Annotated in this window: 8 protein-coding genes; 6 read left to right on the top strand and 2 right to left on the bottom strand. The window is 39.7% G+C overall.

Annotation, left to right across the window (positions count from 1 at the left end; genetic code table 11):
• Positions 1 to 14: 14 nt before the first annotated feature.
• Together ACTHN6_RS19115 and ACTHN6_RS19110 are read right to left on the bottom strand one after the other, a co-directional pair.
• Positions 15 to 1,391 (bottom strand): serine hydrolase, encoded by a 1,377-nt coding sequence (locus ACTHN6_RS19115; RefSeq protein ID WP_440437381.1) that lies wholly within the window; start codon positions 1,389 to 1,391, stop codon positions 15 to 17.
• A gap of 109 nt (positions 1,392 to 1,500) precedes the next feature.
• Entirely contained in the window at positions 1,501 to 2,532 is a 1,032-nt protein-coding gene (locus ACTHN6_RS19110) for a helix-turn-helix domain-containing protein (RefSeq protein WP_440437380.1), read from the bottom strand.
• Positions 2,533 to 2,772: 240 nt separating this feature from the next.
• On the opposite strand from ACTHN6_RS19110, the gene ACTHN6_RS19105 reads away from it, so the two are divergent.
• The 6 genes from ACTHN6_RS19105 to ACTHN6_RS19080 all read left to right on the top strand — a co-directional run bounded on the left by ACTHN6_RS19105 (position 2,773) and on the right by ACTHN6_RS19080 (position 14,140).
• Positions 2,773 to 4,317, top strand: coding sequence for a YifB family Mg chelatase-like AAA ATPase (locus tag ACTHN6_RS19105; RefSeq protein WP_440437379.1), 1,545 nt, complete (start codon positions 2,773 to 2,775; stop codon positions 4,315 to 4,317).
• A gap of 230 nt (positions 4,318 to 4,547) precedes the next feature.
• A complete protein-coding gene (locus ACTHN6_RS19100) occupies positions 4,548 to 5,102 on the top strand; it encodes a DJ-1/PfpI family protein (protein ID WP_440437378.1) in 555 nt (184 codons plus the stop codon).
• Positions 5,103 to 5,421: 319 nt separating this feature from the next.
• Positions 5,422 to 7,869 (top strand): Kelch repeat-containing protein, encoded by a 2,448-nt coding sequence (locus tag ACTHN6_RS19095; RefSeq protein WP_440437377.1) that lies wholly within the window; start codon positions 5,422 to 5,424, stop codon positions 7,867 to 7,869.
• Between the two features lie 237 nt (positions 7,870 to 8,106).
• Positions 8,107 to 11,235 carry a SusC/RagA family TonB-linked outer membrane protein gene (locus ACTHN6_RS19090; RefSeq protein ID WP_440437376.1) on the top strand — a complete coding sequence of 1,043 codons (3,129 nt, stop codon included), beginning with the start codon at positions 8,107 to 8,109 and terminating at the stop codon, positions 11,233 to 11,235.
• 24 nt (positions 11,236 to 11,259) lie between these two features.
• On the top strand, positions 11,260 to 13,110 hold the full coding sequence (locus ACTHN6_RS19085) for a RagB/SusD family nutrient uptake outer membrane protein (RefSeq protein ID WP_440437375.1): 1,851 nt from the start codon (positions 11,260 to 11,262) through the stop codon (positions 13,108 to 13,110).
• A gap of 46 nt (positions 13,111 to 13,156) precedes the next feature.
• Positions 13,157 to 14,140 carry a BT_3987 domain-containing protein gene (locus tag ACTHN6_RS19080; RefSeq protein ID WP_440437374.1) on the top strand — a complete coding sequence of 328 codons (984 nt, stop codon included), beginning with the start codon at positions 13,157 to 13,159 and terminating at the stop codon, positions 14,138 to 14,140.
• Positions 14,141 to 14,183: the final 43 nt, after the last annotated feature.

The following is a 14,183-nucleotide window of genomic DNA, read 5'->3' as shown; positions in this document are numbered from 1 at the left end:
CCCATCAACATCACTTATTTTATCTTTTTACAAAATTCATCTTTACCATTATAGTGTGAGATAAAGCCAGTAATATTTCCTGATTCATCTTTTAAAAATTCAATCCTTGCAGTAATAACTTTAAGATAGAAATTAGTTTCATCCTGTGCAAACAAAGGCGATTTGGGCACACCGCCTTCGGGCGCTTCCATTTGCAGTTGTTTATTTTGGATGCTAACGTAAACGTGATGATCTTTATCGAACTCGTATTTTCCAACATATTTTTTCAGAATATCATCGGGCAGCCTTTTATTGTCATAATCTTTCAATAATTTATATGGTTTATTAAAAATAATGGCAGACAAGTCTCCATTTATGCCATTTAGTGCATCGCCAAATCCACCATAGTTATTCAATAAAATAATTGTAACATCTTCATCGGGATAATAACATAAATAAGCAATAAAACCGGGTATGCCACCACCGTGAGTAATTGCTTTTTTACCAAATGCAGAGTCAATCACCCAGCCATAACCATAATGCTGCAGGTGCGGCGTTGTGGCAGCTTTCCATGAGGTTGCCGAAATAATTCTTTTACTAGCTATAGCCTGCGCCCATTTATACATATCGCCCGTTGTGCTCCAGATGCCGCCAGCCGCATACGTAACGGTAGAATCCCACCTCCATACAGTTGCTTCAACCTGGCTCTTGTTAGAAATAGATTGATATCCTTTGGCTATATTGGTATCGGCAGAATGTGAGAAATCGAATAAAGAATGCTCCATTTGTAATGGTGTAAATACCAGGTCACGAATATTTTGTTCATAAGATTTACCGGTTACTTTTTCAATTATCAAACCAAGTAAATAATAACCCGAGTTGTTATAGCGGAACGTAGTGCCTGGTTTAAAATCGGGTTCATGCTTCTGCATTACTTCTATTGCCAGGTTTTTATTGATGGGATTACAAACAAGTGCTGCATCTCCGGCATCAATATCATTTGTGTAATTGTAAATGCCCGAAGTGTGCGTTAATAAATTTTCAATCGTTATCTCATCAGCATATTTAAATTCCGGAAAATATTTGCTGAGTTTATCATGTACGGATAGTTTTCCTTCTTCCTGTAATTTTAAAATAATTGTAGCAGTAAATTGTTTGGTGATCGAACCAATTTGGAAAATCGTATTGGAATCATTTAAAATATGCTCAGCAAAATTTTTATAACCATAACTCTTTTGTAAAACCACCTTCCCTTTTTGTACAATCAATGCATTGCCATTAAACTTATTCACTTTGTTTGCGGCAATAAGATATTCATCAAGCTTTTGGGCAAGTGTATCATTCGTATTTTGTGTTTGTGCTGCAAAATGGCTGAGAATAAAAACCGGTAAAATAATGATCAGTTTTTTCATATGGTGAATTATCATAGGGCAAACTTCATAATAATAAGGCCAATAAGAGAAAATGATAGTTCTCAAATCCGGATTTGAGAACTCTTTTAAACCTGGAATAAGAACTTAATTATTGTGTTTGTAAAATGGTACGGCGAAATTCAGAAGGTGATAAGCCCGTTACCTGTTTAAATGTTCTTTGAAATGTAGCCTGAGAACTAAAGCCACATTCCAAAGCAATGCCTGCAATTGTAAGATTGTCTGTTTCAGGTTGTCTAATTTTTTCTTTAAAGGCTTCGATGCGATATTCATTCACAAATTCGCTGAAGCTTTTGTGCAGGCTTTGATTTAAAACAAACGAAATTGTTTTTTGTGGAATGGAAGTGTATTCGGAAAGAATAGTCAAATTAAGATTTGAGTGAAGAAACAATTTATCATCTGTCATGCTTTTTTTTAATAAAGCAATTGTTTGCGAAATTTTTTCGGCAGGTAAAGTTGAAATAACAGGTTGCGCTTTTTTAATAAGATTCATTTCTATTTGCGAAACAATGTATCCTTTTATACCAAGCCAGTAAATAATTACAGCAAGTGGAATATAGATGGGATACCAATCTACAGCATCTAATAATTTATAGGTAACCGAAGGAATAATATATGGAATAAGAAAAATAAGCCACCAAACCTGGAACAACATGAAAACATTAATAAACTGCTGCAGCCATTTAAGTTTTTTCTCAAAGCCGGCAGAGCTGTTTTGTTTTATTGAACGGAGATATTTTGCGGAAGCCAATACATAAAAACTCAAACTCAACCATCTTGGTACATCTGCATATACATTATACATATCAATAAAATTGCCCCAGCGGGCTGAGTTGTTTTTAAAAACGCCTGCAGATAATCCAATCATATACACAATTGCAATAAGTTGCGGAATAATATCTATTATTACTGTGTAAAAATGAGAAGCTTTTTTCCTGGTAAATCTAAAATCATCGTTTAGTGAAGATTGAATATAAAAATATATCAGCGGCCCTGTTGGCATAACGATGATCAGGGGAATAAAGTTGGTAAGAAATTGTAATGTTGAAGAATCAAACCAATCTGAATAAGATGCATATATATCAAAGCTCGCAAGAGCTATTAATAAAATTAATACAGCCAACAATCTGTTTGATTGCTTATTCTTCTTTGAAAAGAAAAGCATCGTGCTGATAATAAAACCTTGCACAGAACCAAGTAAAATAACTGTATTTAAAAATGATATATTCAACCGGTAATAATTATTTCAAACAAATATAAAGAAGCATAATACTTCATATGTTACAATATTATTACTGGTTTTTCTTTATCTTAATGTGGCTTTTAAGCAATAATGCCTATCATACACTAAACCTTTCTGTTTATGCTTGTGAAAACTTTTGGAAGCGCGGTTTATGGCGTTGAAGCAATCACCATAACAATTGAAGTAAATGTAAGCGCCGGTCAACACTATACGATTGTTGGCCTGCCTGATAATGCGGTGAAAGAAAGTCTGCAGCGCATGGAAAGCGCCATTAAAACCAACGACTGGTATATGCCACGCATAAAGATCGTGGTGAATCTTGCGCCTGCTGATATAAAAAAGAGCGGCTCTGCTTTTGATCTTCCCATTGCCATTGGCGTGCTGGGCGCCAGCGAACAAATTGAAGAACCCGAGCGGTTGGCTGAATATATAATAATGGGAGAACTGAGTTTGGATGGAACGGTTCGCCCTATAAAAGGTGCCTTGCCCATTGCCATTCAGGCGAGAAAAGAAGGCTTTAAAGGATTGATTGTTCCCAAAGCCAATGAGCGGGAAGCGGGCATGGTAAATAACTTAAAGGTTTATGGTGTAAATCATATAAAAGAAGTGGTGGGATTTTTTAAAGATGAAAGTTCTTTAAAGCCTGTTGAAGTAAATACGCGGGAAGAATTTTTTGATGCCCAGCAACAGTTTGATGTAGATTTTAATGATGTAAAAGGACAGGAAAATATAAAACGTGCTTTGGAAATTGCTGCGGCCGGTGGCCATAACGCTATATTGATTGGCCCGCCCGGCGCAGGCAAGACCATGCTGGCGCGAAGACTGCCAACCATTCTTCCGCCATTGAGTTTATATGAAGCGCTGGAAACAACAAAAATCCATAGCGTAGCGGGGAAGTTGCCGGAGAATAGTTCCTTAATAAGCCGGCGCCCATTCCGTTCGCCCCACCATACCATCAGTGATGTGGCACTGGTGGGCGGCGGTGGTATTCCGCAACCGGGTGAAATTTCTTTAGCGCACAATGGCGTTTTGTTTTTGGATGAGTTACCTGAATTCAAGCGCACGGTTTTAGAAGTAATGCGCCAGCCGATGGAAGAAAGAAAAGTAAGCATATCAAGGGCAAAAGTGGCTGTAGATTTCCCGGCGAGTTTTATGCTCATCGCCTCTATGAATCCCTGCCCCTGCGGGTTTTATAATCATCCCGACAGAGAGTGCACCTGCCCGCCCGGTGCTGTTCAGAAATATCTCAACAAAATATCCGGGCCATTATTGGACCGCATCGACCTGCATGTGGAAGTAACACCGGTTGCCTTCAGTGAATTAAGCAATATGCAGGCAAAAGGCGAATCTTCTTCAGTTATCCGGGAGCGGGTAATAAGAGCAAGGGAAATTCAGACGGAAAGATATAAGGGTATTGAAGGTATGTATGCCAATGCACAAATGAGCAGCAAGCAGCTAAGGGAAATTTGTGTAATCAATACAGCCGGTGAAAACCTGTTGAAACGCGCTATGGAAAAATTAAATTTATCTGCACGCGCTTATGACCGCATATTAAAAGTAAGTCGTACGGTTGCCGATCTTGCGGGTAGTGTTGATATAAAAGTGGAGCATCTCGCCGAAGCTATTCAATACCGGAGTCTGGACAGGGAAGGTTGGGCGGGGTAGCAAACAGTATCAGACAATACTTAATAACCCATTGCGAAGCTAAGTGCAAAGAGTAATAAGTAACTTGGTAAAAACCCGGTTACGGCACATACTTTATTTCCCTAATACTTTAATGATGCTATCTACAATAAGCTGTTTGCCGGTTTTTAAGCAATTATTTTTTCAGCCGTATCAATCATTTATCTTTAGCCCGTAAAATAGCTTTTGATTATAATTTTCAAATTATTGCTATGCTAAAAAAGATACTCATCATTACCGGAGATGCCGGTGAAAGCTTTGAAATCTTATATGCCAGCCACAGGTTGCGGGAAGCCGGTTATACGCCGGTTATTGCAGCACCCGCCGTAAAAAGAATGAATCTTGTAATGCATGACTTTGAACCGGGCTGGGATACTTATGTGGAAAGAAAAGGTTATTTAGTAATGGCTGATATTTCTTTTGATGACGTAAACACTGCTGATTATACAGCCGTGCTTATGCCCGGCGGGAGAGCGCCTGAATACCTGCGCAATGATGAACGTGTCATAAAAATTGTAAAAGAATTCTATACTACAGGTAAATATGTTTTTGCTATATGCCATGGCACACAAATATTGGTAACCGCTGGCCTTGTAGATAAAAAAAATATTGCCTGCTATGAACATGTAAAATCTGAAGTAGAAGCCTGTGGCGGCATATATGTAAAAAACGATGAAGCCGTACAGGATGGTAAAATTGTAACAGGCAAAACCTGGCAATCGCATCCTGAATTTTATAAAATAGTATTTAGCTGCCTGGAACATTAAAAACGCTGGAATATCATTTTTGTATGTCGCAGGGAGAAATTCATTCCACCCTGCCAGTTCTCCTGCTTTAAATAGAATTCCGCAGTTTATAATCTTAAGCAGAGACCTGCCGGCAAACGGATTTCTGTATAAGCTAAGTTTTTGTTGTTACAAATTATCCGGTTTTAGTTCCTTCTGCTTATTGCCTGTTACTATAACTTTGATATTCTGCAACTGCTTCTTATTATAATGCTGAAAGATGGGCCTGTTAAAACGTCGTTCTAACCTTTTTTATATATTATTACTACTTATAAACGCTTTCCATACAAAAGCTCAAGGATTGCAATTTAATGCTAATGACAGCCTGCTTATAAAACGTACATCCTATAATGTTTTTAATGGCAATGCCACTTTTAGCCATCATCTTTTAATAAGCTTTGATCTTTCTGTATGGGACAGATCCAACCTTGGATACATATTAAATGTGGCCGATAAAGAAAACTCTTACAGCCTTAGCTATCTTTTTAATAATGATACCGGTTATCTCAATTTTAATATTGATGCGAGGAGCAATAAAATTAAAATTCCGCTACAGCCGTCGCTTTTGGTAAGAAAGAAATGGATGAAAGTGGCAATAAATTTTAACCTGGGCAAAGATGAAGTGGCAATTGCCGTTAACAATAAAACTTATCAGACCAGCAAATTAGGATTACATGATAAAATAACAGCAAGGCTGGTATTTGGCAAAAATCCTTTATATACTGAAGTGCCGCATATCGCTATTAAAAACCTTTCGGTAAGTGACAATAAAAAAAATTACTTCTTTCCATTGAATGAATGGAGCGGCAACAATGTGCACGATGAAAAAGGCAATATTGTTGGTTACGTGGATAACCCGTTTTGGCTTACCCGCGAATCATATTTCTGGAAACCGGTTTTCAACCGTCCATTTAAACAGGTAGCAGGATTAAATTTCAACCCGCTTGATCAAAACCTTTCCATTTTTTCAAAAGATTCGCTCATAACTTATAATGCACAAAATAAAGACCTGGTGGCAAGGCAGTATAAAAACGCAATGCCCGTAAATATGGTGCTGGGCAAAAACATTCTTAATACCAAAGAAAGCAGGGCTTATATCTATGAATTGTTTGATGTGCAGGCAGGCCAGCCTTCCATAGCATCACTCAATCTCGACCTGAATAATCTTGAATGGCAAACGGTTGGTAAAGCAACGCTGCCAAACCAGTTGCATCATCATAATATTTTCTATGATGCCACCGGTGATACCATTTACCTTTTTGGCGGCTATGGAAATTATAAATATCACAACACGTTTTTGTACTACGATAAACGAACAGATACCTGGCAGCCGCAAACCTTTACCGGCGATAAAATAACGCCGCGTTTCTTTTCTGCCACCGGCCTTTCCGACAAGCCCAACGAAATATTTTTATTTGGTGGTTATGGAAATGAATCGGGCAACCAGGTTATTGGCGGCAAACAATATTATGACCTTTACAGGATCAATGTTCAAAATCACACAATAAAGAAGTGTTGGGAAATACAACCTGACAGCGGCGTGTTTGTTCCGGCCAACAACCTCATCCTGTCGCCCGACAAACAATATTTTTATGCGTTGTGCTATCCGCATGAGATGGCCAGAACAGCATTAGCACTGTATAAGTTTTCTATTAAAGATGGCAGCTATGAAATTGTAAGTGCGCCCATACCGGTTATTTCCGAGCGCATAGAATCTGACATCAATCTTTTTTTTGACGGCAATACGAATGAATTTTTTTGCACCGTACAAGAGTTTACCGACAGGCATAACTCTGCTATAAAAGTATTTTCACTGGAGGGGCCACCGTTAAGCAGGGCGCTTTACCTGCAATCCCTCGAGCCTGAAAAGCCTTCGCAGAATTTTATTCCCTACATCATTGCAGGTGTGTTTATTATTAGCGCTATAGCCGGAATTATATTATTGAGAAGAAAAAAAGGCCAAAGCCAGGCAGCAGTTGTTCGGCCATTAATGGTTCCTGAAATGGAGAATGAACCTGCGGAAACGGAGGCTGCAGTTAATCAGATTACCCAAAATGCAATTTATATATTAGGCGATTTCTTAGTATATGATGCAAAAGGGATGGATATAACCCATCTGTTCAGCCCAAAGATCAAACAGCTTTTTGCGCTGATATTACTCAACAGCATTAACGGTGAAGGCATCAGCTCAAGAAAAATCTCGTCTGCCTTATGGCCTGATAAAGAGTACGCAAAAACCAAAAACATACGCGGCGTAACGTTCAATCATTTAAGAAATGTTATTAGTAATATCAGTGGGCTTGAACTTAATTTTTCAGGTGATAATTATTTCTTTAAGCTGGATGAAACGGTTTTTTGTGATTATGCCTTTGTTTCCAAAATTTTAGACCACGGTGAATTTACTGATGTAAGCCTGCCTTTGATTTTACGGGGCGGCCTGCTACATGAAATGCATGATACCTGGCTGGAAAAGGTGAAGTATGAATATGAGCACAGGTTAATTAACCTCCTGATGCGCGAAGTAAAGCTGTTTTATGACGCCAATAATTTAAAACAAGCCCTGGAAATTTCGAGGTATATTTTAAAAACAGAGCCGTTTAATGAAGAAGCCCTCAAATACGAAATAGCCGTACTAAAGAAATTAAAAGGTGCGGATTATGCACGTAAGATTTTTGACCTGCACGCAGATGAATATAAACGCTCCCTGGGTGACGATTGCCCTTTAAAATTTGAAGACATCAATTTATAGTCCTCTTCATATTGTTTTTTTTAACAAAAAAAGGCCTAATTGTTAAGGTTAACTAAAAATATTTGACCATTAACCCGGCTTTTAACCCTTTTTTTAACACCCTGTCCAATAAAATTACACCGTTAAACGACGGCTTGCTTTATCCGAAAATAACTGAAAGCCAGAACTGTTATTGCCAATAGAATCATTGCCGGGAACCTATCCGGCATATTAATCATTTTGAAAAACAATTGCCTGATGAAATTTTACTTGCAAAAAAGAAAGTACAAACTGCTGCTCTTTCTATGTTTCATTTTATTGCTCGGCTCAACAAGCAGTGCCCAGCAAACAAAACAGGAGCTTACCATTACCGGTGTAGTGCATAACGAACTGAATAATTTGTTGCAGGGCGTTACAACCATAAACCTGAAAACGGGTAAAACCGTTGTAACAAATGAGAAGGGTGCATTTTCCATCAATGCCCAACAGGGAGATTCTATTTCTTTTTCTTATGTGGGTTACAGCACCCAAACAGTTGCCATTGGCGACCGTATTTACCTTGACATAATCCTGAATGCCCCAAGCGGCAGCATGGAAGATGTGGTGGTGGTGGGTTACGGCAAACAGAAAAAAGTTAGCCTTGTTGGCGCCCAGGCAACTATAAAAGCAGAAGATCTTCAGCATCCTGTTGCCAATATAAGTACCATGTTGGCCGGCCGTATTTCAGGCTTGATTGGTGTACAACGCTCTGGTTTGCCAGGTAGCAATACTGCGGATATATGGATAAGAGGAATACAAAGTTTTGGCAGGAGCAGCAGCGCCGCTCTGATAATTATTGATGGTGTACAGGGCCGCGACCTTAACAGTATTGACCCGGAAGATATAGCCACTTTTACCATTTTAAAAGATGCTGCGGCAACAGCCGTGTACGGATCATTGGGTGCAAATGGTGTTATTCTTATTACTACAAAACGAGGTAAACAAGGTAAAGTAAACCTTATGGTAAATTATAACCAGGGAATTACCGCTTTTACAAAAACGCCCGAAATGGCCGATGCAAAAACCTATATGAATTTAAAAAATGAAGCTATGGTTGCATCGGGACTGCAGCCGCAGTTTACACAGGATTATATAGATAGCACACTTTCACCTGCTGCAAACCACTATGTATATCCAAATGTTAACTGGCTGGATTACCTGTTTAAAAGTACTTCCTCCAACAAACGCCTGAATTTCAGCGCAACAGGTGGCTCTGAAAATACACAGTTTTATACCTCGCTTGCCTATTATGATGAATCTTCTTTATTAAAGACGTCGCCCGATGTTAATTATGATGCCGGTACACGTTTTCAACGGTATAATTTCACTTCTAACGTTGATATGAAATGGACTAAAACCACTAAATTTTTTCTTGGTCTCAGTGGCTATATCACTAATTTTAATCAGCCGGGCATATCTACGGATAATAATAATGAAAGTAACAAAGGAGCGAAACAAGCTTTTGTGCAAGCCATGAATGCCAGCCCTGTCTTCTATCCGCCAATGTACCCCGGCAACCTCGTTTCTGGTGTTGCCTATGGTTCTTCGCCTTCACCCAATCCATGGGCAGCGGTTACCCAAACTGGTTATTCTAAATACTTTACTTCTAAATTAAATGCCAATGCAAGCCTTAGCCAGGATTTAAGTTTTTGGGTGAAGGGCTTATCTGTAAGTGGTTTGTATTCTTTTGATGTTTGGAATTCTTCTACCCAGTACAGAATCCGCTCCAGAAGCATCTATTTTCTTAACCAGGTAGATCATTACAACGCTGATGGTTCTTTAAACCTTGAGCAAATGATTGCAGGTTCAGACAACCTGAATTTTGGTAATGCCAATGATGCTAACCGCCAGTTTACGGCACAAGGGCAGGTAACTTATGATAATACTTTTGGCGATCATCATATCTACTCCATGCTGGTGTATAACCAGCTAAGCCAGTTGTACCCTTTTGCCGGCAACCTCAGCGATTATATACCGCACCGCCAGCAGAACTATGCAGGCAAGGTTACTTATTCTTATAAGGATAAATATTTTGTTGAATTTAATGCAGGCTACAACGGGTCGGAAGATTATGCGCCATCAAAAAGATTTGGCTTCTTTCCTTCAGTTGGTTTAGGTTGGGTGCTGTCAAAAGAAAAATTCTTTGAGCCGCTTTCCAATGTGTTTCAATTCTTTAAAGTGCGTTATTCCAATGGTATTGCAGGCGCACCGGGTACGGGCTTGCGTTTTGGTTATTTAACGCTTATCACCACCGGAGCCCAGGGTATATGGTTTGGTACGCCAAACAACAATACCGGTTATATTTCCGGTATCAATATTTCCCAATACGGCGCAGATGTGTCGTGGGCCACTGCACATACACAAGACCTTGGCCTTGAGTTTAACGTGCTTAACAATAAACTTACTTTCGTATTGGATTATTTCAGGTCGAAAAGAACGGGTGTTTTTCTCGACAGGGCCGATTTCCCTGACTATGCAGGCCTGCAATACAACCCGGTTGGTAACTATGGTAAAGTTAATGCCTCGGGTTTTGATGGAACAGTAGAATTGCTTCCAATAAACCTGGGCAGGAAATCTTCTATTTCTTTCAGGGGAACTTTTTCCTACAACCAGGATGTGCTTTTGGAAAACAGGCAGGCGCCTTTTGCCGATCCTTACCAGGAAAGAAGGGGGCAGAATATTTTATCCCAATTTGGATATGTGGCAGATGGCCTGTTTCAAAGCCAGAAAGAGATTGATAACTGGGCCGATCAGACAGCATTGGGCAATCCTCGTGTAGGGGATATAAAATACAAAGACCTCAATGGAGACGGTGTTGTAAATATATATGATCAAACAAAAATAAGCAGGGGCGATGTGCCAAGCCTTACCTATGGTTTTGGTGTAAATCTTAATGTAGGCCAGTTTTATATCAGCGCTTTCTTCCAGGGGGTTTCAGGCGCGTACCGTACGCTTGACGGTATTGCCAGGGTACCCCTTTCTGCCAGCGGTAATGATGGTAATTCTTATTCCAATGTTGTTGATCGGTGGACAGAAGAAAATCATGCAGAAAACCCGTTTTATCCACGCCTTGGCGTAGGAACAACCGTTAATAACAACAATCAGCCCAGCACCTGGTGGGTGAAGGATATTAGTTTCATAAGGTTTAAAACACTTGATATAGGATACAATTTGCCAAGTGGTTCATTTAAAAGCATAGGGCTGAAAAATGCACGCATTTACCTGTCAGGAGTTAATTTATTGTATTGGAGTCCTTTCAAATTATGGGATCCGGAAATGAACACCGGAAGCGGCAGCGACTACCCCAATACAAGAAACCTGTCTGTTGGCCTGCAAATGAATTTCTAATCTGTAACAACTAATTTAATAGTAATGAAAAATAAAATAATACTTGTTGCATTTATATTCAGCATTGTTTTTTTAGGTTCCTGTAAAAAGTCGTTTTTAGACCAGATACCCGATAATATTTTGCAGGAAGAAGATATATTTCAATCGCTTGCAAATACCAATGCTTACCTCGCACAGATATACACCAATATACCTGACGAATTTTCAAGCAGGTTTGCACCCAGCCGGTATGCGGGCCCGTGGACAGGCGCTTCAGACGAGGCCAATTACTGGTCATTATCATGGGTTATGTCCAACAGCCTTAACCAAAGTACCTGGGACAATAACGTTGGCGGCACCTATTGGACAAACTGGTACAAACCGGTAAGAACAGCTACCGATTTTATTAGTAAAATAGACAATGCAAATCCTGATGAAGTTTCTGCGCTGCTCAGGATGCATTACAAAGGCGAGGCAAGGGCTTTACGTGCCATATTTTATTATTGGATGATGCGTTTGTACGGGCCCGTAATTATTCTTAAAGATGTGGTGCCGGTAAATGGAACAGGCGATGAAATATTCTTCCCCCGCACCTCATTCGATTCCTGCGTGCTGTATGTAACAACCCAGTTAGATAGTGCTTATGATGAAATAAAGCAATCTGTTGCAGGCAGCCCGCAGTCTCCTGCCATGCCGTTGGATAATGAATGGGGCCGTATAACCACCGGTGTTTGTAAAGCTTACAAATTTCAAACATTAATGCTGGCTGCAAGCCCTTTGTTTAATGGTAATACAGAATTATCAACACTTAAAAATAAAGATGGCCAGCAACTTATAAACCAGACATACGATCCTAACAAATGGAAACTTGCCGTGCAGGCCGGTAAAGATTTTTTAGATGAATTTGTTGATGGCGGCACATATGGTTTATATACAGAAAGCGATGCCGATCCTTATGTGGCGGCTTATAAATCTTGCAAAAATGTGATAACAAACGATTGGAACAAAGAATGGATATGGGGCAAGGCCATGTGCGATGGGGTTGGCGATTATCAATATGATATTACGCCGAAACTTGTTGGTTATGGCAGCTCTGTTTCAAAAGGCGCAGGCTTTCTTGCCGTAAACCAATCTATGGTGGATGCTTATTTTATGAGGAATGGTTATCCTATATCAAATCCAAATTCAGATTATCAAAGTTCAGGTTTTTCCGATTTTAAATCTCCCTCTGATGTAAAAGAAAGATCAACCTTTAACCAGTGGACAAACAGGGAAGCACGTTTTTACGTTGGCGTTACTTACAACAAAAGTTACTGGCAAAACCAGGGGCAGAGCGCAGATGAAGTAATTCCTGTTTTTGAACAAAGTGGTAATTCAGGCAGAATACAAAGTACATGGGATGTAACCTCTACTGGTTATATAATCCGCAAACAACTTACAAATGATGGCAGCAGGAGAGGCTGGGTTTATTTAAGGCTTGCGCAAATTTACCTCGACTATGCAGAAGCTTTAAATGAAACAGACCCCGGCAATCCCGATATTTTGAAATATGTAAACATGATAAGGCAAAGGGCTGGTATTCCGGTTTATGGCGGTGGTACGGGTGAAATTCCGGTACCAACAACCCAAACTGGTATAAGGGATATAATCAGGCACGAACGCCAGGTGGAACTTGCCTTTGAGAATGTACGTTATTTTGATTTACGCAGGTGGAAAATAGCACCGCAAACAATGGGACAGGATGTTTATGGTATGAATGTATTTGCTAACGGGGATGATTTTTATGAAAAAACCCTGATTCAGAAAAGGCGCTTTTTACAAAGGGATTATTTGTGGCCCATACCTAACAATGAAATATTAAAAGACCAATACCTCGTGCAAAACCCGGGATGGTAAATTCCTGAAATAATATTTTGTTCAATCACAAATAAAAATCAGATACATGAGTTGTTTAAATAAACAGGAAAAGTTGCCACACAACTTTTCCTTCAATACAATTATATTTTTCCTTTTTGCGCTGGTTATGGCAAGCTGTGTAAAAAACGACGACCTGGTTTCGCCGCAGGAAGGCACCATTTATATGCCGCAGGCTTACCAGGACCGGGCCACTATGACAATATATAAAGTTGATTCAATACAGGGCATAACTTTTGGCGCAGCTTATTCAGGGTTTAAATCCGCTTCATCTGACATTACAGTACAATTCCAGGTTGATACCTCACTGGTTACAGCATACAATGCAAGCAATGCTGCTTATTTAGGATATAGCTATCATGCAATACCTGCAGATGCCTACACCGTTACTTCCACCACCGGTATTATTCCGGCGGGCAAAACCAGCACCGATTCCATGCAGATAATGATTGATGGCAGCAAGCTCTCATTTGGTGTACGCTATTTGCTGCCTGTGCGGCTGGTTAGCGCATCTTCAGGTGCAATAGATTCGTCCTTATCCATTGCATATTTTAAGCTTGATACATTGTTAACCCGGTCGAGAGATCTTACATCAACCGGCACATTAACGGTGAGCGATGAAAATTCAGGTGGTGCAGATGCCGGTGAAGGTTCCAAAAAATTGGTAGATAATGATTATGGGACTAAGTTTTTATCATTCGATTATAATCCAAATTTCTGGACACAATTGCACCTGTCTTCTGCCCAGAAATTGGATGCTTACACAATTACATCCGGCAACGATGCACCGGAAAGAGATCCTAAAACCTGGCAGTTCCAGGGCTCTAATGATGGTGTAAACTGGACAACTTTGGATACGCGAACAAACGAAAGTTTTTCTGACAGGTTATTAACGCGCCGGTTTGATTTCAGTACAACTGAAGCCTATTCTTATTACAGGTTATACATCACCGAAAACGGTGGTTCTGACCTTATCCAGATAACAGAATGGAGATTGCTTCAGTATTATTAGCAGAAACTTTTTACACCTAAACAAATAGCAGTTTGGTTAAGTA

Origin of the sequence: Parafilimonas sp. (assembly GCF_051953455.1) — a bacterium.
Lineage (GTDB): Bacteria > Bacteroidota > Bacteroidia > Chitinophagales > Chitinophagaceae > Parafilimonas.
The sequence above is the reverse complement of the archived record's forward strand: the minus strand, read 5'-3'. Positions and strand labels throughout refer to the sequence as shown.

Bases quoted from the DNA above. Each gene is read 5' to 3' on its own strand.
- ACTHN6_RS19115 (WP_440437381.1), bottom strand. From the start codon at position 1,391: ATGAAAAAACTGATCATTATTTTACCGGTTTTTATTCTCAGCCATTTT.
- ACTHN6_RS19105 (WP_440437379.1), top strand. From the start codon at position 2,773: ATGCTTGTGAAAACTTTTGGAAGCGCGGTTTATGGCGTTGAAGCAATC.
- ACTHN6_RS19100 (WP_440437378.1), top strand. From the start codon at position 4,548: ATGCTAAAAAAGATACTCATCATTACCGGAGATGCCGGTGAAAGCTTT.
- ACTHN6_RS19090 (WP_440437376.1), top strand. From the start codon at position 8,107: ATGAAATTTTACTTGCAAAAAAGAAAGTACAAACTGCTGCTCTTTCTA.
- ACTHN6_RS19085 (WP_440437375.1), top strand. From the start codon at position 11,260: ATGAAAAATAAAATAATACTTGTTGCATTTATATTCAGCATTGTTTTT.
- ACTHN6_RS19080 (WP_440437374.1), top strand. From the start codon at position 13,157: ATGAGTTGTTTAAATAAACAGGAAAAGTTGCCACACAACTTTTCCTTC.